The following is a 24,964-nucleotide window of genomic DNA, read 5'->3' on the forward strand; positions in this document are numbered from 1 at the left end:
GATCGCGCGTGGCTTCAGGTCGCCTTGCCGACTTCGGCAGCGACTTCGCCCTGCCCCGGCAGATCGTCAAAGCTGGAGTAGTTCATCGTGTAGAGGCGCGAATAGAGCCCCTGCTTGGCGATCAGTTCGTCATGGTTGCCGCTTTCGAGCAACTCGCCATTCTGCAGCACGATGATCCGGTCGGCGCCGCGGATGGTCGCGAGCCGATGCGCGATGACGAGGCCCGTACGTCCTTCCAGCAGCCGCTTCAGCGCCTTCTGGATCAGCATCTCGGTATAGCTGTCGATATTGGCCGTCGCCTCGTCGAGCACGAGGATCTTTGCGTCCGCGACCAGCGCCCGCGCGAAGCTGATCAACTGGCGCTGACCGAGCGACAGGTTGCCGCCGCGCTCTTCGACCACGGTGTCATAGCCATCGGCCAGCGACATGATGAACTCATGCGCACCCACGGCCTCGGCGGCCCGGATCACGTCCTGCCTCGTCGCGTCGGTCATGCGGTAGCGGATGTTCTCGAACACAGTGCCGGTGAACAGGAACGGCTCCTGCAGCACCATCGCAACCTCGTGGCCGAGCGAATCCTGAGTGACATCGCGCACGTCATGCCCGCCAACCGTCACCGAGCCGTCCCAGACCTCGTAGAAGCGATGGACAAGCGACATGCAGCTCGACTTGCCGGAGCCTGTCGGGCCGACGATCGCGACGGTCTCGCCCGGATTGACCCGGAAGCTGACATTGCGCAGCACCGGCTGGCCCTTGCGGTAGCCGAAGGTCACGTTCTTGAACTCGACCGAGCCGTCCATGTCGCTGGTCAGCTCCACCGCGTCAGGCTTGTCGGTGATGTCGACCGGCACATCGAGCACCTCGATGATGCGCTGCCCCGAGCTCATGGCGCGCTGGAACACCGAATACTGCATGGTGAGCGAGCGGATCGGGTCGAAGAAGCGCTGGATGTAGAACAGGAACGCCACCATTACACCGACGTCGAGTTCGCCGCCCAGCACCATCTGGCCGCCGAAGACGACGACCGTGGCCATGGAGATGCCGGTGAGCGTGTCGACGATCGGCACCATGACCTGGGCGAACTTGGCTGCCCGCAGATGGGTCAGCAGGTTGGCGTGGGCCTTTTCCTCATAGAGGTCGAAGTTGACCTTCTGCCGGTCGAGGCTCTGCACCGTACGCACGCCGCTGATGCCCTCGGCCAGCGCGCCATTGGCGGACGAGTTGGTGTGGTGCGCGTCCATGAAGCTTTTCTTGGCAGGCGGCAGCCAGAACAGCCGCACGACGAACAGGATCGGCATGGTCGCCATGGTGAGCAGGCCCAGCCGAACATCCATCCACAGCATCACGCCGATAATGCCGAACAGCAGCACGATGTCGCCGACCGACAGCACCGAGGTCTCGAGAAACTCCTGCATGGAGTTCACGTCGCCCATCAGCCGGCTCATCATCCGGCCGACTTCGGTCTTGTCCATGAAGCTGAGCGACACCTTCTGCAGCCGGGTGAACATCGCCCGGCGCAGATCGAACAGCACATGCTCGGCCGCCTTGCCGACCACGGTTTCCTGCACCCAGCTGGCGGCGTAGTTGATCACCACGGTCGCAAAGAAGCCGACCAGCACCCAGTAGAGCACCACCCGGCCGCTGTTTTCGGCATCGACGGTCATGCCGTGGTCGATGGCAAAGCGGATCAGCAGCGGGATCGCCAGCTGGGTCAGCGTGAAGATGAGGACGGCGGCGACCGACAGATAGATCTGGCTGCGGTAGGGGCCGACGAATTCCCAGATGCGGCTTACAACCTTGGGGTCGTAGGCCTTGCCGAAAATCTCTTCTTCCTTATCGAGGCTGGAGCCAACCTCGGCGCGCGGCGGACGACGGCCGCGATCTTCGCTCTCGTCGTCCTCGGTATTGAGAAGGGTGGCGGGGGTCATTGGGCGATCTCCAGCTGCTCGTCACCGGGTTTCACCTGCAGGTCGTAAAGCGCCCTGTAGCGACCGCCGAGTGCCAGCAGTTCTTCGTGTGTCCCGCGCTCGACGACGGTGCCGTCCTCGACGAACAGGATCTGGTCTGCATGCATCAGCGAACTCAGCCGATGCGAGATGACGATGGTGATGCGATCCTTCGAGAAGCGCTTCATCGCGGTGCGGATACGCTGCTCGGTGCCGGCATCGACCGCTGCGGTGGAATCGTCGAACACCATGATGGCCGGCCGCAGCATGAGCGAACGAGCGATGTTGAGCCGCTGGCGCTGACCGCCCGACAGCGACACGCCGCGCTCGCCGACGACGGTGTCATAGCCGGTCGGCAGACCGATGATATAGTTGTGCAGCTGCGCGAACTCGGCCGACTTGGCGATGCGCGGCTCCTTGGCCCACGGATCGCCATAGGCGATGTTGTTCTCGATATTGGTGGTGAACAGGAACGAGTCCTGCTGCACCACGGCCGTCGCGCGGCGCAGCGAACCGACCGTGACGTCCCGGATGTCCTGGCCATCGATCTTCACGCTGCCGGCGGTAACGTCATAAAAGCGCGGAATGAGATGGGCGATGGTCGACTTGCCGCTGCCCGGCGGGCCGACGATGCCGACCGTCTCGCCGCGCTTCGCCTCGAAACTGACCTGACGCAGCACCGGGCGGCCCGGGGCGCTGGGATAGGCGAAGTCGACATTTTCGAAACTCAGCACGCCATCGGTGACCTCGAGGTCCTTGGCGCCCGGCTTATCGCGGATCTCGATCTCCAGATCGAGCAAGTCGAACAGCCGGTTGCCGCAGGTCGAGGCACGGGCGAAGGCATTGACCATCAGTCCGAGCTGCCGCACCGGCATCTGCAGGATGGTCATGAAGGTCAGAAAGCTCGCCAGCGTGCCGACGGTCATCTCGCCGGCCATCACTTTTTCGCCGCCGAATAGCAGCACGAGGCCCATGGCCAGGAAGAATGAGAAGTTCATGATCGACGTGTTGCCGACGCGGATAGAGATGCGCTGGTGCTGCAGCTTCAGCGCGGCTGCGGAGGCCTCGTCGAACTTCTTCATCTCGTAGTCGTGCCCGGCGAAGGCCCGCACCACGCGGATGCCGCCGAGGTTCTCCTCCATCACGCGCGATACGCCCTGCAGCATTTCCTGCAGCTTGAGCCAGGTGGCGCGGAGGCGCAGCTGCGTCACCGACGATCGCCAGGCGACGAAGGGCACGAAGCACAGCGCCAGAAGGCCCAGTCCCAGATCGGTGCTGAGCAGCATGTAGGCGCCGACGCCGATGAGGATGCCCAGAAGAAACACCCGCACCACGGCCGTCGCAAAGAACATGCGCACGCCTTCGAGATCGAGCATGCCCACAGTGATCAGATCGCCGGTGTGAACCTTGTCGTGGTAGGAAAAGCTGAGCCGCTGGATCTTCTCGTAAATCGCCAACCGCAGCGCATAGGCAGTGCGATGGCCGACGGCCTCACCCCAGTAGTTCTGCACCATGGTGAAGACGCCGCGCCCGATCGAGGCACCGAGCAGCAGGAGCGCAGTCACCATCAGCGCGCTCTGCGCGTCGGCCGCACCATCGAGGATACCCGCGGCTTCGTCCACCGCCCGGCCGAGCAGGCGGGGAATCGACAGAGTCATCGAAGTGGCAATAAAGGTTGCGGCCAGCGTGAGCGCTACCTGCCACGGATGCCGTAGCGCCAGCACCAGAATGCGCCACAGCGTGGGCAGACCCTTGCCGCTCTCCGCCGCCGCCACATGAGCAAATGCGTTGTCGCGCGGCGCAGCACCGCGCTGACCAGAAGAACCAGCCAATTTCCAATTCCAAACGTGTATGAAGGCCGGCGACCGCACTACGGCGATCGGACTCGGCCTGATATCAGTGGGAGAGCGCTTTTTTGACCCTGTTTTGCGTTATCCGCAAGGCAGGCATGCAAAAAACTTTCTGACTTCCCGCCTGACGGAAAGGAGGCGAGCCCCTCGGATGGCTGTCGCTCAGACGGCGTTCTGGCGGGTCTTGGGCGAGAAGACCGTCAGCACGATGATCCAGAAGTCAAAGAAGATCGACCAGTTGTCGACATAGAACAGGTCATGGGAGGTGCGCCCGTTGATCTGCTCGATCGTCGAGGTCTCGCCGCGGTAGCCGTTAACCTGTGCCCAGCCGGTGATTCCCGGCTTGATGCGCTGGCGGTGCGCATAAGTGGCGACCTGGGTGCCGAGTTCGTCGTCATGCACCAGCGCATGCGGGCGCGGGCCGACGAGGCTCATCTCGCCGCTCAGCACGTTGAACAGCTGCGGCAGTTCGTCGATCGAGGTGCGGCGGATGAAGGCGCCGATGCGGGTGATGCGCGGATCGCCCACCTGCGCCTGGGTCATCTTGTGGCCGCTCTCGGTGACGCGCATCGAACGGAACTTCCAGATACGGAAAGTCTCGCCGTTAAAGCCACGGCGCTCCTGGCGGTAGAACACGGCGCCGGGACCCTCGAGCTTGATCAGGATCGCGATGACGGCGAACAGCGGCGACAGGACCAGCACGCCAAGCCCGGCCAGGACCAGGTCGAAGCTGCGCTTCAGCGCTACCGCACCGTCGCTCATCGGCTTGCGCAGGAAGCGCACGGCATTGTTGGGGCCAAGCGGCACGACATCGAGGAACTTGAAGGTGTCATTGTCCGTCGCCGGCACGCAGACGGCATTAACCGAAAAGCGCTTCAGCTTGTTGGCGATGGCATTCAGACCGTCGACATCGCCCATGTCACCGACCAGCACCACGTACTGCGCGCCCTGCGCGACATTGCGGGCGGCGAATTCGAGGATTTCGTCGGCGGAGTTCCGGGCATGATCGACATTGAGTGTGCCGGCCAGCTGATAGCCGGCGCGCCACAGCGACCCGGCCCGCAGGAACCGCTGCACATCATCCTTGCTGCCGATGACGGCGACCCGCTGATACTGGAGGCGACCCGTGCGGATGCGCAGGCCCAGCGCCGAGTAGGCAAAGCCCCGGCCCATGAGCAGCACCGGCACGCCGATGACGAAGGCGGTGAGCATCGACACACGCGACAGGTCGCCGGAAATGCCCAGCAGGAAGGCGGCGAACAGCGCAATCGAGAAGGCACCGGTCCAGCTCAGCAGACTTTCGGAAAACGGCACGTCGACCTTGTCGGCCTTGGCCTGGCCCAGATAGCGCTTGGCGCTGATGCCGGAAAAGCTGCCATAAAGGAGGCTCGTCACCAGGGCGTAGCTGCCATAGAGCACCAGGTTGACCTGCGACAGCGGCACATCGAGCAGGACAACGTGGTAGGCGAGTGCGGGCAGCAGCATGGTCAGGCCGGCCAGCAGACCTTCGCCGACACCCAGCATGGTGCTGAGCGTCTGCAGGTTCGAGTTGACCCGACGCGCGCTGCGTCGCTCAACCTGTACCCGCTGTCCGATGTTTTCCTGAGCCATTTGTCTTGCCGCTTTTGTGGGACGTTACGTCCGAACTCCGAACTAACACGTGCTCCTCTCACATCCCAAGCATTGGGTTAAGTCGGGGTTAATGATGCAATTTGAATAGATTAACGCTGTCGGACGTTCACCGGAGCTATCGGAATCGGGCGTGATAGAAGGACACTCTGCCTCGTCCGGACCGACCGTCATGCCGACTGCCAAGCCCATCGTCGCCCTGCTGGCCGCCAACGCGGCCTTTGCCGCCATTCTGGGCCGCACGCTTCGTGAAGAAGGCGGATTTCGCGTCGAGGTTTTCGCTACGGTCATGGCGATGACGCGCTTCATCGCATCGCACGGCACCGCGATCGCGGTGATCGATTGCGATCTGCCGCGGCTCGATGTCCGCGAGCTGTCTCACAGCCTGCGCACGGTGGCCAGAACCTCTTTACGGCAGATCGCCGTCACCCGGGCGGCACCGGCCTTCCATGCGCCACTGCGCGCCGCAGGAATTGATGTGGTGCTGCAAAAGCCGGTGACACCGGACCAGATGCTGACCTGCGTGCGTACGCTTCATCCCACGGGCCTTGCAGGCGGCGGGACGCAGGACGGCACGGAGCATCGCTTTGACGCCGATGAGCGACACCCGGACGGCCAGCGCGACAATGTCATTGAGCTGTTTCGCCGGACCGCAGGTTAGTCTCCATCAGGCATCGAGCAGGGCCTCGTAGCGATCCCCGATCCGCTGCGGTGTGAAATCGGCGGCACGCTGCTGCAACAGGTCCACCCCCGTCGGCGCGTCGAGCATTTTTGCCATTGCGACGGCCAGTGCCTCGGCATCCCCCACTGGCACCAGACCACCATAGCGGCCATCTGCCAGGATTTCGCGCGGGCCATGCTCGCAGTCGGTCGAGACCACGGGAACACCCGCTGCCATGGCTTCGACCAGCACATTGCCGAAGCCCTCGGAGGTAGAGGTCAGAACAAAGAGATCCGCCGCGGCATAGATCGCCTCGGGATCGTTCACATAGCCGGCAAACAGCACGCTGGTCGCGATGCCGAGATCATTGGCCTGCTGCTTCAGCGACGCCTCCAGCGGCCCTGCCCCGAAGATCACCAGCCGTGCCGGTCGTTCGGCCCTCAGCGTTGCGAACCCGCGCAGCAAGGTCGCCTGATCCTTGACGCCGACCAGCCGGCCGGCCGTTGCAACCACCGGCCCTGACCCCATTTCGGCAAGCGCATCCTGCCACGGGTAGGGCGTCGTCTCACCGCTGCGCGCAGGCGGCAAAGGATTGTGGATGACGGCAACCTTGCGGCTTGGAATACCGCGCGCCTCGAGATCGCGCCCCACACCGGCCGAGACGGCAATGGCCCGGGTTGCGCGCAACGTCACAAGCCGCGCCAGAAACGATGCGATCTGCGAGCCGATCCGCTCAGTCGGGATCGAGGCCGCGGCATGAAAGCTCGGGAAGAACTTCGCCCGGCTGAAACTGGCGATCAGCGCCAATGCCATCATCAGGTTCGCGAATTCCGGCGCGCTGTAGAGCGCTGCAGGCCGGTGCTCGATGATGAAGGCAATGGAACTCAGAAGGCCCCGCAGCGTGCCGGTCTTGCCGAAACCATCGCCCTTCACCTCAAGTCCGAGATCGACGAGCCGCACCCCGTCAGACCGCAGGGCTGCGTTGGGCCCTTCGCCGTTCCAGGTGAAGAGCGTCACATCGTGCCCGCGCGCGGCCAGCTCGTTGGCCATCAGCACCCAGACGCGCTCCGCCCCGCCGCCTCTCAGGGTCGGGACATGGAAGACAATCGTTTCGCGAGAAGCCAAGTGCGGCCTCAGGCTGCGGCAGTTCGCGCGGGACGACGCGGCTTGGCCCGGCGCATATCGCCGAAGATGCCGAGCAGGACAGCGAGACCCACGCCGAGCATCATCCCGGCTGCGCCACCAAGCCCAAGCAGAATGACCGTACGCGGCGGATAGGACCGGGCCTTGGGCGGTACGGCGCTGGAAATAACCCGCACATTGGTGGTGTCGATCCGCTCGCGCTGGGTCACTTCGCGGGCCCGCGTCAGGAAGGCTTCGTAGATCGTGCTCTTCGATGTCGCGTCGCGCTCGAGTTCGCGCAGCGTCACCAGCGCATCATTGTCGGTGAACACATCGGCTTCCATCGTCGCAGCGCGGTTGGTGAGCGCCACCAGCGACGCCTTGGCCTCGTCGAGCGAGGTTTTCGCAGCCGCCACGATCCGGCCCATTTCCGTGCGGATCTGGGCGTTGACGGCACCGAGCTCGGTGTTGAGCCGCACGATGGTCGGGTGACGTGGGCCATAAATGCGCGACTGCGCGTCGAGCTGCTGCTGCAACGCGCCGGCGCTGGCGCGCAGGGTGGCAAGCGTCGTCGAGGCCTGGGTGCCGGCCGAGCTGGCATTCGCACCCGCAGCTACCAGTTCGTCATAAGCCGATTGCGCAGCGATCACATTGGCTTCGGCCTCGACCATCTGCTGGTTGAGCTGGGTCATTGTCTGCGACGACATCAACTCGCCCGCGCTGGAGGACAGGCCTTTCTCGCGCTTGAAGGTCTCGACCGCTTCCTCAGCCGTTTTAACATCGGCCTTGAGCTCGGCGAGGCGCCCATTGAGCGCCGCCGCAGTGCGGGCTGCGCTGTCGGTCTCGGCATTGGCGAGCTCGAGCTGGAAGGACTTGAAGATCGCATCCGCCAGTGCGATCGACTTTGCCACGGATTCACTGGTCACGCGCAGAGTGGCCACATAGCTGGTCTCATCGGCCACGGTGCCGACGTTCTTGCTCAGATGGTCCAGCGCAGTGAGGCGCGGGTCGACGTCCGGGCCATCGTCCTTGCTGCCGAACAGCCCGTCGAACAGCGACGGCTTTGGCGGCTCGACGAATTCCGGGTCGTTGACGAGATCGAGCTGGTCCACGACGCGCATCAGCACGTTGCCCGAGGTCAGAACACGCAGCATGCTGCCCGCATTCATCATCTGGCCGTCCACCTGCCCCGGCGGCGAGAAGATATCGTCGCTGACGACCTGAAGATTGGTCGGATCGATCAGGATATCGGTCGAAACCGTGTATTTCGGCGTCGCCAGCACGGCAAAGGCGCCACCCGCGACCACGCCGAGGATGGCAAAAATGACGATCAGCGGGATGCCCGCGCGCAGCCAGGCGAACAGGCGCCGAAAATCTAGCTCGAGGAAATCGCCGACCTTGGCGAGGGTGACCGTTTCCACTGGCGTCGCCTCGGCCCGCGGTGCCTCATAGCTGCCGGCAGACGGCGCAGGGCGCTGCGATGGCGTCGTGGCCCGTGCCCGGCTCTGCCCGACGTCGAGCCGGGCGAAGGCACGCGCGCCAGAGGCGGTCCGTGCGGCCTGCGGCCGATCCGTAATGTCGGACATGACGTTAACGCCTCATTCTCAGAACTGAACTAGTTTTAGTGCTTATACACCAGCGCATACCGGCCCGAGCCGGAATGGCGTAACTTGGTAAACCGTATGCAAGCCCTGCGAAGAAAGGGTAAACTGGTGAGCTATTCGGCGGCGGAACCGCAGCTTGTGGGAGGCGACGACGCCCGGCGCCAGAACGCGCTGTCGCTCGTCTTCTTCCTGCTCACGGCCGTCGCTCTGTTGATGCGCTTCAGCATCACGCCCGAGATCATGAACTCGATGGTCGAATATTCGACCCTCGAAGGCGCGACCTGGGAAAAGGTCCACTTCGGCAGCTACGCCCTGTTTGCCCTGCTGCCGTTCGCCCTCTTCAGCCGGCCCATTGTACTGCGCGGACATGAGATCACCCTGTTCCGCACCTTCGTGCGCTACAGCGCGCTGCTGATCGGCTTGATCGGCTTCATGGTGGTAACCGGTCGGGCAGGATCCTCGGGCTTCGTGCTCGACACCTATCTCGTGGCCGGCGCCGCAGGGCTGATCATGCTGTCGCAGAACGCCGAGGCGCGCCGGGCACTGGGGGACGTGACGCTGATCATGCTGCTGGTCAGCGCGCTGATCGGCATTTTCGAGGCTGTTACTCAAACCCGCGTGCTGCCCTACCCGCTGACCGAAGATGTTTTTCGCCCCACCGGGCTGACCGAGCACCCGCTGGCTTTCGGCGCCATGTGCGCCACCGGCATCGGCTTTGCCACGCTGGCGCGCTGGCCATTGTGGCTGCGGCTTATGGCGGCGTTCGTGCTGTTCATCGGCTGCGCCGCATCGGGTGCGCGACTGGCGCTGCTGATTGCCGGTATGCAGATCGTCCTGCTGCTGCTCTTCGTGCCGTGGACCCAGTTGAGTGCGCGGCATGAGCGCCAGGCCAAGACGATCGTGCTGGTGATGACGCTGGTGGCCGGGGCGGCCTTGATCAGCCTGATGTTCGCCGCCGGGCTGCTGAGCCGTTTCGGCGATACGCTGTTCGACGAGAACTTCATGGCGCGCATCACTGTCTATGAAGTCTTCGGCTATGCAACGCCGCGCGAACTGCTGATGGGCAAGGACCTGTCGGCGGTGCTGGAGATCGTCAACACCAAGCTCAACCTGCCCTATATCGAATCCTCGGTTGTGGTCGTGGTGTTCCTGTTCGGCATCCCACTGGCGCTGTTCTTCGTCTGGGTCGTGGGCCGGATGATGTACCAGCTGCTGCGGAACGCCCCGGTCGCCGGAAAACTGGCGACACTGACCTTCATGCTTGCCGTATTGTCCAACAATGCCCTGTCATCGAAGACCGCGATGTTCTGTATCGTCGTGGTGCTGCTGATCGCCTACCAGCGATCTCCGCCCGCACCGGCGCGCCTAGGCTGACCAGTCGACCGCTTCGAACCCGGCTGCGGCATTGAGCGTGTGGATGGGCCGCGGGCAGGCCGATCCGGGTTCAATGGGTCGCACCGGCCCGAACCGCACATGGGCTTCATCCAGTTCAACCAGTTCGACCAGTCCTAGCCCGCCGCCATAGGACTCAGTGCCATCCTGCACCGGCAGATACGTGCGGCCGTCGATTGCGATGAAGGCGCCGCCCGGTCGCGCCGCGGCTCTGTCGACGACAATCGGGTTCAGCGGATGCGGTTGATAGGGCCCGCGCAGCGAGTCGGACGAATAGATCACCATGGTGTCGCTGATACTGCCGACGCCGAACCGCTCCGTCGCAAACAGCCAGTAGCGCCCATCGCGAACCAGCAGCGTGGCGTCGCCGATTTCGTGATTGTCGAGCAGGACCGTGTCGCGCACCCAGGCGTCGGGAAAGGCCGTCGCGCGATAGAGGACCAGTTCGCGCCCGGCGCCGCCCTCGGGCAGCATGAACATCTCGCCATCATGCGCGAACACCTGCGGATAGCTCAGATGATAGCTCTCCTCGAGCACCACGCGGGGCGTTTGAAACTGACCTTCGCTACCTTGCTCGGCGACAGCCACGACGCCACGGCCGGTCGCATAGGGAAACGCCTCGACGAACAGATAGGGGCGCCCGCCGTGCGCGACGAGGAAAGGATCGGCGTAAAACACCGAACCGTCGTCACGCAGGGTTGCAAATGCGGCGCCCTCCATCCGGCCGCTGTGCGCCACGTCACCGGCCTCGGGCAGTGGACGGATGCCGGTCTGCCAATAGAACGGCCGGGTCGCCGCGAGCTTGGAGCGCAGACGACCAGCCACCTGAGGCACCAGGTTGGAAAGATAGGGGAGGACGAATCCGCGGTTCTCTGCCTTCGGTGTCGAAGGCGCATCGTCAAGTGGGGTCAACTGGCCGAGGGTGAAACGGGCAACGCAATGTTCGACGAGGCTGATGGCGCCCGCCAGAAGTTCTGTGCTGGCCCGGCTGAGCCACAGCCGGTCCGAGATCATCGGCCGAGCCCGCGCGACGGCAACACCATCGAGCCGGGCGATGAGTTCGGGCAAGTCCCGGGTGGCCAGCATCCGGGTCACACCCGCGGCGTAGCTGGGCTGGCCCGAAAAACTGAGCGTAAGGACAGGTGTGTTTGCAGCTGACGCGGAGCCGGTCAGATCCACGGCGAGATCCACGGGTCCTGTTTCCGGAACGGGATCGAGCGCTGCCCCAGGCGTTGCCAGCCCGTCGCCGAAACGCCGCGCTTCGAGCGCCAGTATGGCGTCGAGCGATGCTGACGCCTGCGCGGGCTCTCCATGCGCGACCGCCACATGCCAGCGGCGTTCTTCGAGCCGGCTGACCAATGCCCGCTCCCAGGCCCGGGCGCGATCCCGATGCACGATAAGCAGAATTTTATTCAATTTCGTGCAGACCTCAAATCCATTTTAAAGCTTCGGCGGGTAAGCACCTACACGAACCAATCCCGCAGCTGGCATCCGAGTAAGAACGGCTACCGACGTTAAGCATACGTAAACTCTTGGCTTTGGGCAGCACCAACACAGCGTAGAAGGAACGACGCATAGTTTCTTCCGGTCGCGAACATATCACCACCTCAGGTCTTTATGGACGAAAACGGATCACCAGAAACGCAGGCGACCAAGCGGTTGCTCATCGTCTTCGGGACACGCCCCGAGGCGCTGAAGTGCTTTCCCGTGGCCCGGGCTGCGCTGGACCATGCTGACTTTGACGTGCGCATCTGCGTCACCGCCCAGCACCGCGAGATGGTCGACGCCATCATCGCCCTGACCGGCCTGCCCGTCGACTATGATCTCGACATCATGCAGCCCGGCCAATCCCTCTTCGATGTCACCAGCCGCGTTCTGACCAGCATGGCAGACGTGCTGGCTGACGCGAGGCCGGACATCGTGATGGTTCAGGGCGATACGACGACCGCGATGACAGCGGCCCTTGCGGCCTTCTATAAACGCATCCCCGTCGCCCATATCGAGGCCGGACTGCGCAGCCACGACATCAATTCGCCCTTCCCCGAAGAGCTGAACCGCAAGATCGTCGGCGACATAGCCCATTGGCACTTTGCCCCGACCGACGAGGCACGCGACAACCTTGTGGCCGAAGCCAAGGATCCGGACAGGATTTTCGTCACCGGCAACACGGTGATCGATACGCTGCTACATTTTTCGGGCACGCTGGAGACCGACAGCCAGCGCGATGCCGACCTGGCAGCCCGTTTTCCATTCCTTGATGCCGACAAGCGCCTGATCCTTGTCACCGGGCATCGCCGCGAAAATTTCGACGGCGGCATCGGCCGGATCTGCGAGGCCCTCAAGCAACTGGCCGCCCGTGGCGACGTGCAGATCGTCTATCCGGTCCATCCCAATCCCAATGTACGGGGTGTGGTCGACGCCGAACTGGGGGACGTCGCGGGCATCCACCTGATCGACCCGCAGGATTATCTGCCGTTCCTGTACCTACTCAAGCGCAGCTATCTGGTGCTGACCGATTCCGGCGGCGTGCAGGAAGAGGCACCGTCGCTGGGCAAGCCGGTGCTGGTGATGCGCGAGAACACCGAACGCCCCGAAGGCGTCGCCGCCGGCACAGCGATCCTCGTCGGCACCGACATCGAGAAAATTCTGAACACCACGACGCGCCTGCTCGACGACGCGACCGCCTATCGCGCCATGACCGAGCGACACAATCCGTATGGCGATGGCAGGGCGAGCGCCCGTATCCTGGAGGGACTGCTTCATGGCTGAGATCAACACCGTATCCGTGATCGGCATGGGCTATATCGGCCTGCCGACCTGCGCCATTCTCGCCAGCCGCGGGCTCGATGTGATCGGCATCGACGTCAATCCGACGGTGGTCGAAAAAGTCGGCCGCGGCGAGATCCACATCGTCGAACCCGATCTCGACGGGCTGATCCAGAAGGTCGTCGCCAACGGCAAGCTGAAGGCCTTCACTGAACCGCAGCCGGCTGATGCTTTCATCATCGCCGTGCCGACGCCCATCGACGAGGATCACAAGCCCGACCTCAGCTACATTTTCGCGGCAGGCCGCTCGATCGCGCCCGTGCTGAAGCAGGGTGATCTGGTTGTGCTGGAATCGACGTCTCCGGTCGGCACAACCCGCCAGCTCGAAAAGCAGCTCGCCGGCCTGCGGCCTGACCTCAAGTTTCCGAGCGCCTTCGGCGAGGATGCCGAGGTCATGGTGGCCTATAGCCCCGAGCGCGTTTTGCCCGGCAAGGTGCTGGCCGAGTTGATCAACAATGACCGGTCCGTAGGCGGGCTTTCGGTCGCCTCCTCGCACCGCGCGGTGGAACTTTATTCGCGCTTCGTCGGCGGCGACCTGTTCATGACCAGCGCCGAAAGCGCCGAGCTCGTGAAGCTGACCGAAAACGCCTTCCGCGACGTCAACATCGCCTTCGCCAATGAACTGGCGGCAGTATGCCAGCATCTGGGGCTGAATGTGTGGGAGGTGATCGAACTCGCCAACAAGCACCCGCGGGTCAACATCCTGCAGCCGGGCCCCGGCGTCGGCGGCCACTGCATTGCGGTCGACCCCTATTTCATCATCGACGCGGCGCCGGAACACACCCGCCTGATGCGCTCGTCGCGGCGCATCAACTCGGACCGCCCCTTCACCGTGGTGCGGGACATCGAGGCGCTGCTGGAGCCGGGCAAGACGCAGACGATCGCCTGCCTCGGACTGAGCTTCAAACCCAATATCGACGACCTACGCGAAAGCCCCGCCGTTGAGGTGGTGAAGCTTCTGACCGAACTGCCTGATGCCCGAATCCTTGCTTGCGAGCCGAACACCCGCGCGCTGCCGGCAGAACTGACCGATCTTGGCGTGGAACTCAGGGATGCCCTGACGGCTATCGACGAAGCCGATATCGTCGTGCTGCTGGTCGACCACCGGCAGTTTGCCCTGATCGATCCCGAGGCCCTAGGCGACAAGAAACTGGTCGACACCCGCGGCCTGTGGACCTGGGCCAAGGCCAAACGGCCCGACGCGCGGATCGAGGGCCGCAAGGCCCGCGAGGAACGCGAACGCGGTCATCCGCTGCGCCGCGCCTCCGACCGGGACGCCGCGTGATCCATGGCTGACTGGTCTGCACATCCCCTGCTCGGGAAACGGCGCACGCACTTTCTCGGCGCGCCGGTGCATCTGCTGACGATGGACGAAACACTGTCGCTGGCAACCGAGGCCATGCGCACAAAGAGCCAGATGCACCACACCGTGGTGAACGTCTCCAAGCTCGTGAACATGCAGAAAAGCGCCGAGCTGATGGAGGATGTCGCCGGTGCCGACCTGATCAATATCGACGGTGCGGGCGTGGTGATCGGCGCGCGGCTGTTCGGTATTGACGTGCCCGAACGCGTCGCCGGCGTGGACATCATGCAGCGCCTGTTCGAGATCTGCGCCCGTGAGGGCTTCCGCCCCTATCTGCTGGGCGCCGAACCGGACGTGCTCGACAAGGTGCGCGCACGACTCGCCAGTGAATATCCGGCGCTGCAAATTGCTGGCATGCAGGATGGCTATTTCAAGCCCGAGGACGAGGACGACGTGGTCGCGGCGATCCGCGCGTCAGGCGCCGATTGCCTGTTCGTTGCCATGCCGACCCCGCGCAAGGAGCGCTTCTTGAAGCGCCATCGCAACGATCTGGGCGCCAGCTTCATCATGGGTGTAGGCGGCAGTTTCGATGTCTATGGCGGCAAGGTGCGCCGCGCCCCGGCGCTCTGGCAGAAATTGGGGATCGAGTGGCTCTATCGCGTGCTGCAGGAGCCCGGTCGGCTGTGGCGCCGCTACTACGAAACCAACACCGCCTATGCAGGGCTCTTGTGGCGGGAGTGGCGCAAGCACAAAAAGTCCGCAGCTGCGGCAAAGACCACACGGTCCCTGCCCCACTGAACCACTAGCTCCGGCTGAAACGCAGCCTCAGCCTGCGGGCGAAATCCGCCGTTTCACGCGGAAACAGCATGGCGTTCAGCGCCAGAAACACACTGCCGCCTGCCGCGCCCGCAAAGCCCAGCCGGAAGATCACCCACAGATCGGCCAACAACGTACTGGCGATATAGGCCGTGCCACCGCTCAGCACAGCGATGCCCGCCGAAAGCATGATATCGCGCCACGGCACGGGAATATGGGTGAGCCGCTCGCTGACGATGATGCAGGCGATGAGACTGGTGAGCATGCCGCCTGCAAGCGCGAAGGCCGCACCAACGACCGAGAACATCGGGATCAGCAGCACCGACAGGCCGATGGTCACCACCGAACCCGGCGCATTGACCATGACCATCAGGATCGGCCGCTTGTGCGCCAGGATCACCACTTCGTAGACGAAGGCGGTGAGGTTGGCGCAGATCACGCTGAAGGCGATGATCGGGAACAGTTGGGCCGCCGCGCCGTGATACTCGGGCGGCAGGACGAGCTGGACGATGTCGGAACTGAGCGCCACCAGCAGCGCTGCGATCGGCAGCGTCAGGCGCAGCATTAGCGCCATGGTGTGTGACAGAAAACTGGCCGCCGCCTCGGGACCATCGGCATCAAAGCGCGCCACGACCTCGGGGAAGCCACCCATGTTGATGGCGTTGGAGACGAGATCGATGGGCTGGCGCGCCAGCGCATATGCAGCGGCAAAGATCGCCACGGCGCCGGCGTCATAGTACACCTTGAGCAGCACACGCTCGGCGCTGTTGAGCCCGAAGCCCATGACCGCGATGACGATCAGCGGAATCCCCAGAGCGAAGAGCTCGCGGTAGCTGAAGCGCGACGGGCCGGGCACCGTCTTTGGCAGCGCCAGCGCCAGCGCCACCAGCCCGGCGATCAGCCACCCGAGGCTGGACGCCAGTGACACGGTGAGAAACTGGTCCTTGAACACCAGCATCGCCGTCACCGGCAGCACCAGCTGCAGGAAGGCGCGAAGGAATTCCATCATCGAATAGACGCTATGCCGCTGCTGCATCTGCAGCACGCTGAGCGCATAGCGCCCGACCGCGCCGACGACGAGATAGCCGGAAACCGCGAGGCTGAATTCCCATGCCCGCTCCGGCGCGATGAACCCGGCAGCGGCCACCGAGAGCGCGATGGCCACAACCGTGGTGATCACCAGCACCCGCGCCGCCAGCGCCAGGCTCCCTCGGCTGATGGTGCCCTTGCCGCCTAGCCGAACCAGCGCGATGCGCAGCCAGTTGGTGACCGCCACGTCCGTCATCTCACCGACTGAAACGACCAGTGTCAGTAACCCGTATTCATCCTGATCGATCAGCCGTGTGGCGATGATCAGCAGCAGCAGCGCCGAGATCCGGGTGAGGAAAATGGCCGGCGCATAAATGAGGGTTGAGCGGAGCAGCACGCGGTTGCGACTTTCGAACGGTAGCGGCGCCATATCGCCCGCCGAAACCCAACATAACCAGCCAAATACTGCGCTTAGGTGAATCGGTTCGGGCACGCAGACAAGTCTGTAAACCTTGCGACGCGGCTTTGCTTGGTCCGGGGTCTCCACCGGAGTATCGAGAATGCTCACGGAGACTGGGAATGCTCCACAAAGTGGACATCGACAAAGTGGACATCGACACCAAGCTCGACGTGCTTGTCACGATGCCGACGGGTGCCAACGGTCAGGGCGGTATCGACCGCATCATGGCGACGCTCGGCAATGCGGTGAAGACCGAGGATCGTCCGGGCCTGACCGTGCGGTTTTCCGCGACACGCGGCCCCGGCCATATCATCACGTCGCCCTTCTATCTTGCCCGCTTCATGTTGCTGATGGTCTGGCTGCGGCTGACCGGTCGGCTCGATTTGCTGCACATCAACCTGTCGAGCCACGGCAGCACCTATCGCAAGCTGATCATCGCCGCCTTCGCACGAGTGCTGCGCGTGCCCTATGTGCTGCACCTGCATGGCGGCAACTATCGTGAGTTCTGGGCCGACAGTGCCCCCCTCATGTCGCGCGCCATCCTGTCGATGTTCAACCACGCAGCCGGGATCGTCGTCCTCGGTTCGGTCTGGCGCGGTTTCGTCGCGAACCGCGCGCCGGCCGCCGCCGACCGCATCACCGTCGTCCCCAATGCCGCGCCGCAACCGAGTTTGCAGCCGGACCGTGGCGACGCGGTCCACATCCTCTATCTGGGCCGGCTGTCCGACATGAAGGGCGTGCCCCAGTTGGGCGAGGCCCTCGCCGCACTGAAAGATGTGCCGGGTTGGCGTGCAACGCTCGCTGGCGACGGCGGCGTCGAGGAGGCGCGCCATGCCGCGCAGAACTATGACATCGCGGACCGGGTCGCCATTCCGGGCTGGGTGGATAGCGATACCGTCGCCCAGCTCGTGGCGTCGGCCGACATCCTCGTCCTGCCCAGCTTCGTCGAGAACCTGCCTGTGTCGATCATCGAGGGCATGGCCGCTGGTCTGGCGGTCGTCGCCACGCCGGTTGGCGCTGTCGAGGACATCGTCATCAACAACGAGACCGGCCTTCTGGTGGAGACCGGCAACGTCAAAGAACTCACTCAGGCATTGCACCGGCTGATTGGCGACAGCGCATTACGCCAGCGGCTTGGAACAGCTGCGCGATCGTTTCATCGGGCGCATCTGGACGTCAAACCATTTGCCGATGCGATGATCAATACTTGGAAACAGGCCCGCGACGTTAAGACTAACTAAGGCCTTCCGTGGCACCGAAGCGTATTAGCCGGTATCACGGACGTGTGAGGTAGCGACGTCGCCAGCCAAGGTCAGGGACACGATGACACTGGAGCTCAAAGCAACGACTGATCACCACGCTGATGTTGGCGCAACGGTGCGTCCTGCGACGATCGAGATTGCCGAAGTCTCCGACCGCGAGACCTGGGACGGCCTGATGGCCGCCGCGCCTGCCCCCCACCTGCCCCAGAGCCTCGCCTATGGCGAAGGCAAGCGCGCCAAGGGCTGGACCGTTCGCCGCGTCACCTTTTCGCAGAACAGCAAGATCCTCGCCTTTGCCACGGTGCTCGAACTGCGCCGCTTCGGTATCCGCCTGTTGAGCCGCGTCAACCGCGGCCCGGTGTTCATGAGCACGGCGCCCGACGCAGCGACGATTACCGCGGTCCATGGCGCACTGCGTCGACGCTGGGGCCGCCTGCCATTCGGCGTCCTGCTGATTGCACCGGCGATCATTGCCGCGCCTGAGCATGACACGGCGCTGCGCGCCGCCGGCTATCGGCTGCGCCAGCGCCAGAGCTGGATGTCGGGCAGGATCGCCCTCGACACCGATGAAGAGGCACTGTGGAAGGGCTTTTCCTCGACCTTCCGCAATCGCGTGCGCAACTCCGAAAAATCCGGCGCCACACTCGCGGTGCGCCAGGACGACGAAGCGTTCGAGTGGATGCTCGAGCGACACGCCGAGAATATGCAGGACAAGGGCTTCCACGCCGTGGATGCGACCTTCCTCACGGCCATGCGCGCCGCCGCCCCGGATGCGGTGAGAATTTTTCAGATGCTGGATGACGGCAAGCCGGTCGCCGGCATGTCGGTGGTCCGCTTCGGCACCTATTGCGAATATCACATTGGCTGGTTCGGCCCCGAGGGCCGCAAGCTCAACGCCGGCAATTTTCTGATGTGGCAGATCGTGCGGGAAATGAGCCGCCTGGGATGCACCCATTTCGACGTCGGCGGACTGAAGCCCGGTGACGGCTACACACGATTCAAGCGCACCATGAAACCACAGGAATACGCTTTGGACGGTGAGTGGCTGAGCATTTGAGCGATTGAGGAGGGAACGATGAGCCTGATGGACGTGGCGCGCGGCGCCTATGCCCGGAGCCCGGATTTTGTTCGGCGTGCGCTGGCACCCGCCATGACCCTGGTGCCGACGCACCTCAAATATGGTGCGACCTACCGGCGCTGGCGCGACAAGATCGCCAAGGCCAGTTCGGACCCCACCTATGCCGACCGCGAGCATCTGGCCGCACTGCGGCGTGTGCTGCAGCAGGCCCATGACGGCAGCCCCTTCTATCGGGACCTGCTGGACAAGCATCTCGGCCACAGCTTCGACTATGCGGGTGCAATGCCCGAAGACCTCAGGCACTTGCCCGTGCTGCGAAAGGGCGAACTGCGCAAAGCCGGTGACGCCCAGTTGACGGTTCCGGTCGGGTCCTTGGAAAAAGGCTACACCGCCGGATCGAACGGCGAACCGCCTTTCGGTTTTTACCTCGAACGCGGCCGAAGCAGCCGCGAGATGGCCTTCGTCAATTACGCCTGGGGCCGCACCGGCCTGACCGAAGACGACGCCAAGATCGTGCTGCGCGGCTTCGGCCTGGAGCCCAACGGCCGCAGGATCACCGAGTGGGAGCCGGCCCTGCGCGAGTTGCGCCTGTCGGTTTTTCCGATGACGCGCAAGGACATCGCGCTCTATCTCGACCTGATCGACAAATATGAGGTGCAGTACCTTTACGGCTACCCGTCGGCCATCGACCTGCTGTGCCGCCACATGTGCGTAATGGGCCGCATCCCGCGCCTGCCGATCAAGGGCATCCTGCCGATTTCAGAGCCGATGTTCGAGCACCAGCGCAAGACAATCAAGGCCACGCTGGGCAATGTGCCGATCTCCAACTTTTACGGCATGAGCGAGAAGGTGCTGTTCGCCACCGAGGACATGGAAGCGCCGCACCACTATCGCTTCAACCCGCTCTATGGCCTCGCCGAACTGGTCGACGATGACGGCCAGACGATCACCGAACCGGGCGTCGAGGGCCGGATCATCGGCACGGGCCTGCTGACCGCGGCCCAGCCCTTCATCCGCTACGACACCGAAGACCGTGCCGAACTGGTTGAACTGCCGAGCGCCGAAAACGGCCGCCAGTTGGTGCTGTCGCGCATCGTGCCGCGACGCAAGCCCGACTACCTCGTGGCAGCCAATGGCAACCGGATCGTGACCATCGACTTCACCCCGGAAAACCCGAAGTTTTACACCGGGATCGAAGAATACCAGTTCTACCAGGACACGCCCGGCAAGGCCGTGATCCGCTATATTCCCGATGCCAATGGCACCGTCGAGGACGCCCAGCGCGTGGCCGACGATCTCGCCCGGCGCACGCTCGGCGAAATGCAGTTTACCGTCGAGGAAGCCAAGCAATTGGCAACGGGCCGCGCCGGCAAGCGCGCCTTCATCGACCAGCGGCTCGACGTCTCGATCTACTGAGACAGACCGAGCGCCTTGAGCAGGGGCCGGTCCGGCAGGGCTGGCCCGGTGGGGAAGATGACGCTCATGCCGTAGGGGCTTGAGTATTCCCAGATGCCCCAGGGGATATCATGGGCCTCCGCCGTCTGCCGTACCGCCGCGATGTAGCGCAGCCGATCGGCATCGAAGGCGCCCATGCGACCATCGGGGCTCATCAGGATGACCCCGAACTCGCCCATGAACAGCCGGCTGGTCGGGATGTCGTGCTGGTTGGCCCAGGTGACGGCCTCGCCGATCCGTGCCGTGACGTCCTCGGGGCCCCAGTCGCGGGCGAAATAGGCGTCGATCTCACCGCCCACCAGCGCCAGATTGCGCGCCTGCGCCGCCTCTCCCAGCCCCGCAGCGCTCATATGGGCGCGCAGGTTGGCGACCACCGTCTCGGGTGAGCCGGAACTGGCCGGCCATGGCAGGCCGGAGGCGAAATCATCGGTGCCATCGAGCCGCTGATGGGTAAAAACATGCGGCTCGTACATGTGAAAGCTGTAGAGCAGATTGGGATCGTCGAACGCCGGATCGATATCGGTGAGCCCGGTGATGCTGCCGCCGCAGGCCCCGGTGACGACCACCGTCAGCTCCGGCGCCACGGCGCGCACGGCGGCTACCTGGCCGCTCATGATCTGCTGCCAGTCCTCGGTGCCGGTGCTGTCGCACGGGTAGTGCGCCGGCTCGTTGAACGGCTCGAACGCCACCCTGTCGAGCCCCAGCGGCGCCAGCATGGCGGCCACATCGGCCCCCATCCGGTGATAATTGGCGATGCCCGGATCACTGGCCGGCGCATTGACCACGGCCATCGAGTAGGCCGGCACCTGCGAATTGCCATGCAGGTTCAGCACGACCCGCAGCCCGGCCGTCAGCGCGAGGCTGACCCGGTCCTTCAGCACCGCCAGCGCTGCATCGCGCTGCACCCCGCCATCGGCAAGGAGCGGCCCCGGATCGACGGTCATACGCACAAAATCGAAACCCAGCGCCCGGATGCGCACGAACTCGTCGCCGCCGGGCCAGTCGGACAACGGGCGATATTCGCTCAGCCACTCATCGACCGTGCGATAGGGCGGCTGGCGATAGCTGCCATCGGCATTGAGCGGCGACCAGTTGAGCAGGTCGTGCACGTTCACCCCGCGGTGCAGCTGCAGCGGCGCCGACAGCGCCGCGCTCGTCCCGAGGACGAGCAGGCTGGCAGCAAGCGTGATCCGACCCGGCATTGGCAACCTCCTGTTTGCTTCGGCATGCTAGGACGCGAGTGTTGAAATTGCCCCGATCCCGCCCTCGAACTGCCGTCATGATGAACGAAGTCTGAACCGACTTCGCCGCGGCCGGAGATGCCCGATGCGCCTTGCCTGGTACGTCAATCGCCTGCGCAGCATGAGCCCGGCCGAAGTGGTGCACCGCCTCGCCGAACGGCTGAAACGCCGGCAATCGCGGGGGCGCCACGAAGGCTGGGCCCGCTATGCCGACGGGCCGGCGCCCCGCCCCCTGCCCGGCCTTACTGACCGCATCCTGAACGCCAGCGCCGCCGAACGTTCACTCATCGCCGATGCCGCGGCAAAGACGCTGGCGGGCGAGTTTTCCGCGCTCGGCCAGACCTGGCCCCGGCGTGATCCCCATGATCTCTTCCCTCCTGACTTGTGGTCCCGCGACCCGGTGACCGGCACCCAATGGCCCGGCGCCGACACCTGGTGTTTCGACATCGAGTATCGCCATGCGCCGGGGCGCGGGGATATCAAATATGCCTGGGAGCTGAACCGGCTACAGTTCCTCGTGCCGCTCGCCGCCCATGCGCGGCTGACCGGCAGCGGGGAGGCGGCCGACGCCGTCGCTGCGGCGATCGACAGCTGGCATGCCGCCAACCCGCCGTTTCGCGGCATTGGCTGGAGTTCGGGCATCGAGGTGGCGCTGCGTGCTATCTCGCTGATGCTGGTGCTGACCCTGCTGGACGACGCCCTGCCCGCCCCGACCAGGGCCCGCATCGGCGAAATCCTCAACGCCTCGGCCTTCTGGCTGCCGCGCTTTCCCTCCCGCTTTTCCTCGGCCAACAACCATCTCGTCGCCGAACTGGCCGGCGAAGTGCTGCTCGGCATCGCGCTGGGCCAGCCGCAGCGACGCGCCCGCGCCGCACTCGAGGCGGAAGTGCTGCGCCAGATCCTGCCCGATGGCATCGGTGCCGAGCAGACCCCGACCTATGCCGCCTTCACCGCCGAACTGGCGCTGCTGGTCGCAACGGTCGCCGCAGCCGACGGCACCCCGCTGGCGCCCGAAGCGCTGGAACGGTTGGTCGGCTTTGCCGAATTCGTGCGCTGGCTCGGCACCCCCGTGCCGGCGCTCGGCGACGACGACGAGGGCCGCGTCGTGACGACGGGCGACGAGCCCGACTATGTGTGCTCGGTCGCTGCCGCCATTGCCGCCGTCACCGGCACGGCAGGGCCCGAGCTGGCGCCGGACCTCCGCGGCCTGATCTTCGGGCATCCGGGAAAGATCGCGACGCCGCCCAAGGGCACGAAGACCTTCGCCGATGGCGGGCTGACGATCGTATCGCGCCGCTTCGGCCCCCGGCAGGCGCAACTCACCTTCGATCACGGCCCGCTGGGCTATCTGTCGATCGCCGCCCATGGCCATGCCGACGCGCTGGCGGTGACGCTGAGCCTCGATAGCCGGCCGGTGCTGGTCGACCCAGGCACTTATCTGTACGGCTCGGGCGGCATCTGGCGCGACTGGTTCCGCTCGACCCCGGCGCACAACACGCTGAACATCGACGGCCAGAGCCAGGGCGTGATGTCGGGCGCCTTCAACTGGTCGCAAAAGCCTGTGGCGCGCCTCGACGAAGCCGGCAGGCCGCCCGAGACCTGGTGGCGCGCCAGCCACGACGGCTGGCAGAGCCGTTTCGGCGTCCTCCATCAACGCACCGTGCAGATCGACGGCAACAGGATCGCGCTGACCGATCAATTGCTGCCCGAGTCGCGCGCGGCCGAACTGGTGTTCCAGCTCGCGCCCGGCCTCGAGGCGCGGCGAGACGGCACCGAGATCAGGATTTTCGATGGTGACGAGCCGCTGCTGAGGCTCGATCTGCCGGCCCAGCAGCCGGCGGAGATTGCCATCGCCGCAGGCGGCGAAGCCCCCGGCGACGGCGGCTGGGTCGCCCCCGGTTTCGGCCGCAGACAGCCTGCCCAGCGCATCACCTGGCGCGGCGAAATCGGGCCCGGCGCCGTCACCACCTGGCTGACCCCATTTTCCAACGCATCACAGGCGTCGCGACCGCTTGACACCGCATCCCGCCAAACCTAAGAAGGCGCGCGCTCCCGAGCGCAGCGTCGGCCCCGCGCCACGCCACCCCGGGGCGGAGTAGCTCAGTTGGTTAGAGCAGCGGAATCATAATCCGCGTGTCGGGGGTTCAAGTCCCTCCTCCGCTACCATTTTTCCCAGCTTGATCGCCGAGACCTGCTGATGTGTTCGCCGGGCGTGATCGGTTACGAAGCAACCTGACGCGGCACCACCTCGCCCAGTGTCATCATGCGCTGTTCTTCCTCGTGTGGTGCCTTCTCAACATAGCGGCCAAGTTCGATTGAGCGCAGGAGGCTCCGTGCCTTTTCGCGCGCGTCGTGCAGCGTCAGGATGGGCCAAGTGCCAATCGTGATGCGTTTCATGCGCCCGTTGATACGCTTGGAGACGCAAAACACCTTCCCACCTGTGGCCGACACACGCAGGTGCAGGCCGGGCAGCAATTGGCCGTGCACCTCGTACCGCTTGTTGACGGCAGGCGGCAGCGCATCAATCGTTTCGGGCATCAGCTTCTTTCTCATGCCATCCAAAATAAGATGGCATTGTCCGCGTGTCAGGGTATGGTTTAGGGTGACTTGCTGAAGATGTTGCTTGAAGGAGGCTGTAATGCACAAGTTATTCAAAATAGCTGCACTACATTTCGCCTTATTATCTTGGCTGGTTCCAGATGGGGCGATGGCTCAGTCCGTCAGAGACACAGCGTTCTGTCGCAACGTTGTAGATCACGAATGTGTTGGCGTTATCCCTGACGGCGCGACGGTCTCCATTAGTTATCTTTCTACGATTGAGGGTAGAAAAGCCATACATTTTTGGGGCAATTTGCGAAATCCCTCCGCAAGTGCGGTAGCGTTTTTTTTCACTCGTGAAGGCAAATGTTATGACAACGAGCCTGTTTCACCATCATCAAAAGCATTACGCGAGCTTTCTGGTGCGGAGCAGATATTTGGTGTTCTAGGCTCTTTGACCTTCAGGGAAATCTGGCAAGCGCTCGGCATCTCGAGTGCAGAAGTAGGCGCTAAAGACATAAAGGTTAATGTAGTCTTCATTCCGCAAACAAATGAATATCGAATTCATGACTATCGTTTTGCGCTTTGCCCCGGAAAATTCTCTGCGCGGTTAATCAATAGCGCGGGAAATCCTATACCGGGGAACAACGAGATAGATATCGTTCTAGTTGATTAGAATTATGATTGAAGTCAGATATCCTTAAATGAAAGAGATGTTGTTGGTTATATTTTCACTAACCTCCGAACAAAAC

At 63.9% G+C, this 24,964-nt stretch carries 19 protein-coding genes and 1 tRNA gene; 11 read left to right on the top strand and 9 right to left on the bottom strand.

Annotation, left to right across the window (positions count from 1 at the left end):
- Nucleotides 1-14: 14 nt before the first annotated feature.
- The 3 genes from ACN0TK_RS04710 to ACN0TK_RS04720 all read right to left on the bottom strand — a co-directional run bounded on the left by ACN0TK_RS04710 (nt 15) and on the right by ACN0TK_RS04720 (nt 5,407).
- Entirely contained in the window at nt 15-1,928 is a 1,914-nt protein-coding gene (locus tag ACN0TK_RS04710) for an ABC transporter ATP-binding protein (RefSeq protein WP_417308298.1), read from the bottom strand.
- Nucleotides 1,925-3,778 (bottom strand): ABC transporter ATP-binding protein, encoded by a 1,854-nt coding sequence (locus ACN0TK_RS04715; RefSeq protein WP_417308299.1) that lies wholly within the window; start codon nt 3,776-3,778, stop codon nt 1,925-1,927. The genes ACN0TK_RS04710 and ACN0TK_RS04715 overlap by 4 nt, the downstream gene beginning before the upstream one ends.
- A 180-nt stretch (nt 3,779-3,958) precedes the next feature.
- Complete coding sequence (locus ACN0TK_RS04720) at nt 3,959-5,407, bottom strand: exopolysaccharide biosynthesis polyprenyl glycosylphosphotransferase (RefSeq protein ID WP_417308300.1); 1,449 nt, start codon at nt 5,405-5,407, stop codon at nt 3,959-3,961.
- A gap of 190 nt (nt 5,408-5,597) precedes the next feature.
- On the opposite strand from ACN0TK_RS04720, the gene ACN0TK_RS04725 reads away from it, so the two are divergent.
- Nucleotides 5,598-6,086, top strand: coding sequence for a hypothetical protein (locus ACN0TK_RS04725; RefSeq protein WP_417308301.1), 489 nt, complete (start codon nt 5,598-5,600; stop codon nt 6,084-6,086).
- Nucleotides 6,087-6,092: 6 nt separating this feature from the next.
- Here the strand turns inward: ACN0TK_RS04725 and ACN0TK_RS04730 are convergent, their stop codons facing one another.
- On the bottom strand, nt 6,093-7,211 hold the full coding sequence (locus ACN0TK_RS04730) for a glycosyltransferase (protein WP_417308302.1): 1,119 nt from the start codon (nt 7,209-7,211) through the stop codon (nt 6,093-6,095).
- A gap of 8 nt (nt 7,212-7,219) precedes the next feature.
- A complete protein-coding gene (locus tag ACN0TK_RS04735) occupies nt 7,220-8,794 on the bottom strand; it encodes a GumC family protein (RefSeq protein ID WP_417308303.1) in 1,575 nt (524 codons plus the stop codon).
- Nucleotides 8,795-8,920: 126 nt separating this feature from the next.
- Here ACN0TK_RS04735 and ACN0TK_RS04740 point away from each other — a divergent pair, with 126 nt between their 5' ends.
- On the top strand, nt 8,921-10,186 hold the full coding sequence (locus ACN0TK_RS04740) for a VpsF family polysaccharide biosynthesis protein (protein ID WP_417308304.1): 1,266 nt from the start codon (nt 8,921-8,923) through the stop codon (nt 10,184-10,186).
- Here ACN0TK_RS04740 and ACN0TK_RS04745 read toward each other — a convergent pair.
- The gene (locus tag ACN0TK_RS04745) at nt 10,178-11,620 is read right to left on the bottom strand and encodes a hypothetical protein (RefSeq protein WP_417308305.1); all 1,443 of its coding nucleotides are present in this window, start codon (nt 11,618-11,620) and stop codon (nt 10,178-10,180) included. The two genes, ACN0TK_RS04740 and ACN0TK_RS04745, sit on opposite strands and share 9 nt — an antisense overlap.
- 201 nt (nt 11,621-11,821) lie before the next feature.
- Here ACN0TK_RS04745 and wecB point away from each other — a divergent pair, with 201 nt between their 5' ends.
- The 3 genes from wecB to ACN0TK_RS04760 are packed head-to-tail and all read left to right on the top strand — an operon-like array spanning nt 11,822 to nt 15,131.
- The gene (wecB, locus tag ACN0TK_RS04750) at nt 11,822-12,973 is read left to right on the top strand and encodes a non-hydrolyzing UDP-N-acetylglucosamine 2-epimerase (protein ID WP_417308306.1); all 1,152 of its coding nucleotides are present in this window, start codon (nt 11,822-11,824) and stop codon (nt 12,971-12,973) included.
- Nucleotides 12,966-14,315, top strand: coding sequence for a UDP-N-acetyl-D-mannosamine dehydrogenase (gene wecC / locus ACN0TK_RS04755; RefSeq protein ID WP_417308307.1), 1,350 nt, complete (start codon nt 12,966-12,968; stop codon nt 14,313-14,315). The genes wecB and wecC overlap by 8 nt, the downstream gene beginning before the upstream one ends.
- 3 nt (nt 14,316-14,318) lie before the next feature.
- Entirely contained in the window at nt 14,319-15,131 is an 813-nt protein-coding gene (locus tag ACN0TK_RS04760; RefSeq protein WP_417308308.1) for a WecB/TagA/CpsF family glycosyltransferase, read from the top strand.
- 4 nt (nt 15,132-15,135) lie between these two features.
- On the opposite strand, the gene ACN0TK_RS04765 is transcribed toward ACN0TK_RS04760, so the two are convergent.
- Nucleotides 15,136-16,608 (bottom strand): lipopolysaccharide biosynthesis protein, encoded by a 1,473-nt coding sequence (locus ACN0TK_RS04765; RefSeq protein ID WP_417308309.1) that lies wholly within the window; start codon nt 16,606-16,608, stop codon nt 15,136-15,138.
- A 149-nt stretch (nt 16,609-16,757) separates the two neighbouring features.
- Here ACN0TK_RS04765 and ACN0TK_RS04770 point away from each other — a divergent pair, with 149 nt between their 5' ends.
- The 3 genes from ACN0TK_RS04770 to ACN0TK_RS04780 all read left to right on the top strand — a co-directional run bounded on the left by ACN0TK_RS04770 (nt 16,758) and on the right by ACN0TK_RS04780 (nt 20,394).
- The gene (locus ACN0TK_RS04770; protein WP_417308310.1) at nt 16,758-17,879 is read left to right on the top strand and encodes a glycosyltransferase family 4 protein; all 1,122 of its coding nucleotides are present in this window, start codon (nt 16,758-16,760) and stop codon (nt 17,877-17,879) included.
- 82 nt (nt 17,880-17,961) lie between these two features.
- Entirely contained in the window at nt 17,962-18,957 is a 996-nt protein-coding gene (locus ACN0TK_RS04775; RefSeq protein WP_417308311.1) for a lipid II:glycine glycyltransferase FemX, read from the top strand.
- 18 nt (nt 18,958-18,975) lie between these two features.
- Nucleotides 18,976-20,394, top strand: a complete 1,419-nt coding sequence (locus ACN0TK_RS04780) for a hypothetical protein (RefSeq protein WP_417308312.1) — start codon at nt 18,976-18,978, stop codon at nt 20,392-20,394.
- Here the strand turns inward: ACN0TK_RS04780 and ACN0TK_RS04785 are convergent.
- Nucleotides 20,388-21,635, bottom strand: a complete 1,248-nt coding sequence (locus ACN0TK_RS04785) for a glycoside hydrolase family 5 protein (RefSeq protein WP_417308313.1) — start codon at nt 21,633-21,635, stop codon at nt 20,388-20,390. The genes ACN0TK_RS04780 and ACN0TK_RS04785 overlap by 7 nt on opposite strands.
- Nucleotides 21,636-21,759: 124 nt before the next feature.
- Here ACN0TK_RS04785 and ACN0TK_RS04790 point away from each other — a divergent pair, with 124 nt between their 5' ends.
- Both ACN0TK_RS04790 and ACN0TK_RS04795 read left to right on the top strand, forming a co-directional pair.
- Nucleotides 21,760-23,712 carry a heparinase II/III family protein gene (locus ACN0TK_RS04790; protein ID WP_417308314.1) on the top strand — a complete coding sequence of 651 codons (1,953 nt, stop codon included), beginning with the start codon at nt 21,760-21,762 and terminating at the stop codon, nt 23,710-23,712.
- Between the two features lie 51 nt (nt 23,713-23,763).
- A tRNA-Met gene (locus ACN0TK_RS04795) sits at nt 23,764-23,840 on the top strand.
- 54 nt (nt 23,841-23,894) lie between these two features.
- On the opposite strand, the gene ACN0TK_RS04800 is transcribed toward ACN0TK_RS04795, so the two are convergent.
- On the bottom strand, nt 23,895-24,227 hold the full coding sequence (locus tag ACN0TK_RS04800; RefSeq protein WP_417308315.1) for an Arm DNA-binding domain-containing protein: 333 nt from the start codon (nt 24,225-24,227) through the stop codon (nt 23,895-23,897).
- A gap of 85 nt (nt 24,228-24,312) precedes the next feature.
- On the opposite strand from ACN0TK_RS04800, the gene ACN0TK_RS04805 reads away from it, so the two are divergent.
- The gene (locus tag ACN0TK_RS04805; protein WP_417308316.1) at nt 24,313-24,888 is read left to right on the top strand and encodes a hypothetical protein; all 576 of its coding nucleotides are present in this window, start codon (nt 24,313-24,315) and stop codon (nt 24,886-24,888) included.
- Nucleotides 24,889-24,964: the final 76 nt, after the last annotated feature.

This window comes from Devosia sp., from assembly GCF_048261455.1.
Classification (GTDB): Bacteria; Pseudomonadota; Alphaproteobacteria; order Rhizobiales; family Devosiaceae; genus Devosia_A.

Coding starts and splice junctions, on each gene's coding strand:
- ACN0TK_RS04710 (WP_417308298.1), bottom strand. CDS start 1,928: ATGACCCCCGCCACCCTTCTCAATACCGAGGACGACGAGAGCGAAGAT.
- ACN0TK_RS04720 (WP_417308300.1), bottom strand. CDS start 5,407: ATGGCTCAGGAAAACATCGGACAGCGGGTACAGGTTGAGCGACGCAGC.
- ACN0TK_RS04725 (WP_417308301.1), top strand. CDS start 5,598: ATGCCGACTGCCAAGCCCATCGTCGCCCTGCTGGCCGCCAACGCGGCC.
- ACN0TK_RS04735 (WP_417308303.1), bottom strand. CDS start 8,794: ATGTCCGACATTACGGATCGGCCGCAGGCCGCACGGACCGCCTCTGGC.
- wecB (WP_417308306.1), top strand. CDS start 11,822: ATGGACGAAAACGGATCACCAGAAACGCAGGCGACCAAGCGGTTGCTC.
- wecC (WP_417308307.1), top strand. CDS start 12,966: ATGGCTGAGATCAACACCGTATCCGTGATCGGCATGGGCTATATCGGC.
- ACN0TK_RS04760 (WP_417308308.1), top strand. CDS start 14,319: ATGGCTGACTGGTCTGCACATCCCCTGCTCGGGAAACGGCGCACGCAC.
- ACN0TK_RS04765 (WP_417308309.1), bottom strand. CDS start 16,608: ATGGCGCCGCTACCGTTCGAAAGTCGCAACCGCGTGCTGCTCCGCTCA.
- ACN0TK_RS04770 (WP_417308310.1), top strand. CDS start 16,758: ATGCTCCACAAAGTGGACATCGACAAAGTGGACATCGACACCAAGCTC.
- ACN0TK_RS04775 (WP_417308311.1), top strand. CDS start 17,962: ATGACACTGGAGCTCAAAGCAACGACTGATCACCACGCTGATGTTGGC.
- ACN0TK_RS04780 (WP_417308312.1), top strand. CDS start 18,976: ATGAGCCTGATGGACGTGGCGCGCGGCGCCTATGCCCGGAGCCCGGAT.
- ACN0TK_RS04785 (WP_417308313.1), bottom strand. CDS start 21,635: ATGCCGGGTCGGATCACGCTTGCTGCCAGCCTGCTCGTCCTCGGGACG.
- ACN0TK_RS04790 (WP_417308314.1), top strand. CDS start 21,760: ATGCGCCTTGCCTGGTACGTCAATCGCCTGCGCAGCATGAGCCCGGCC.
- ACN0TK_RS04800 (WP_417308315.1), bottom strand. CDS start 24,227: ATGAGAAAGAAGCTGATGCCCGAAACGATTGATGCGCTGCCGCCTGCC.
- ACN0TK_RS04805 (WP_417308316.1), top strand. CDS start 24,313: ATGCACAAGTTATTCAAAATAGCTGCACTACATTTCGCCTTATTATCT.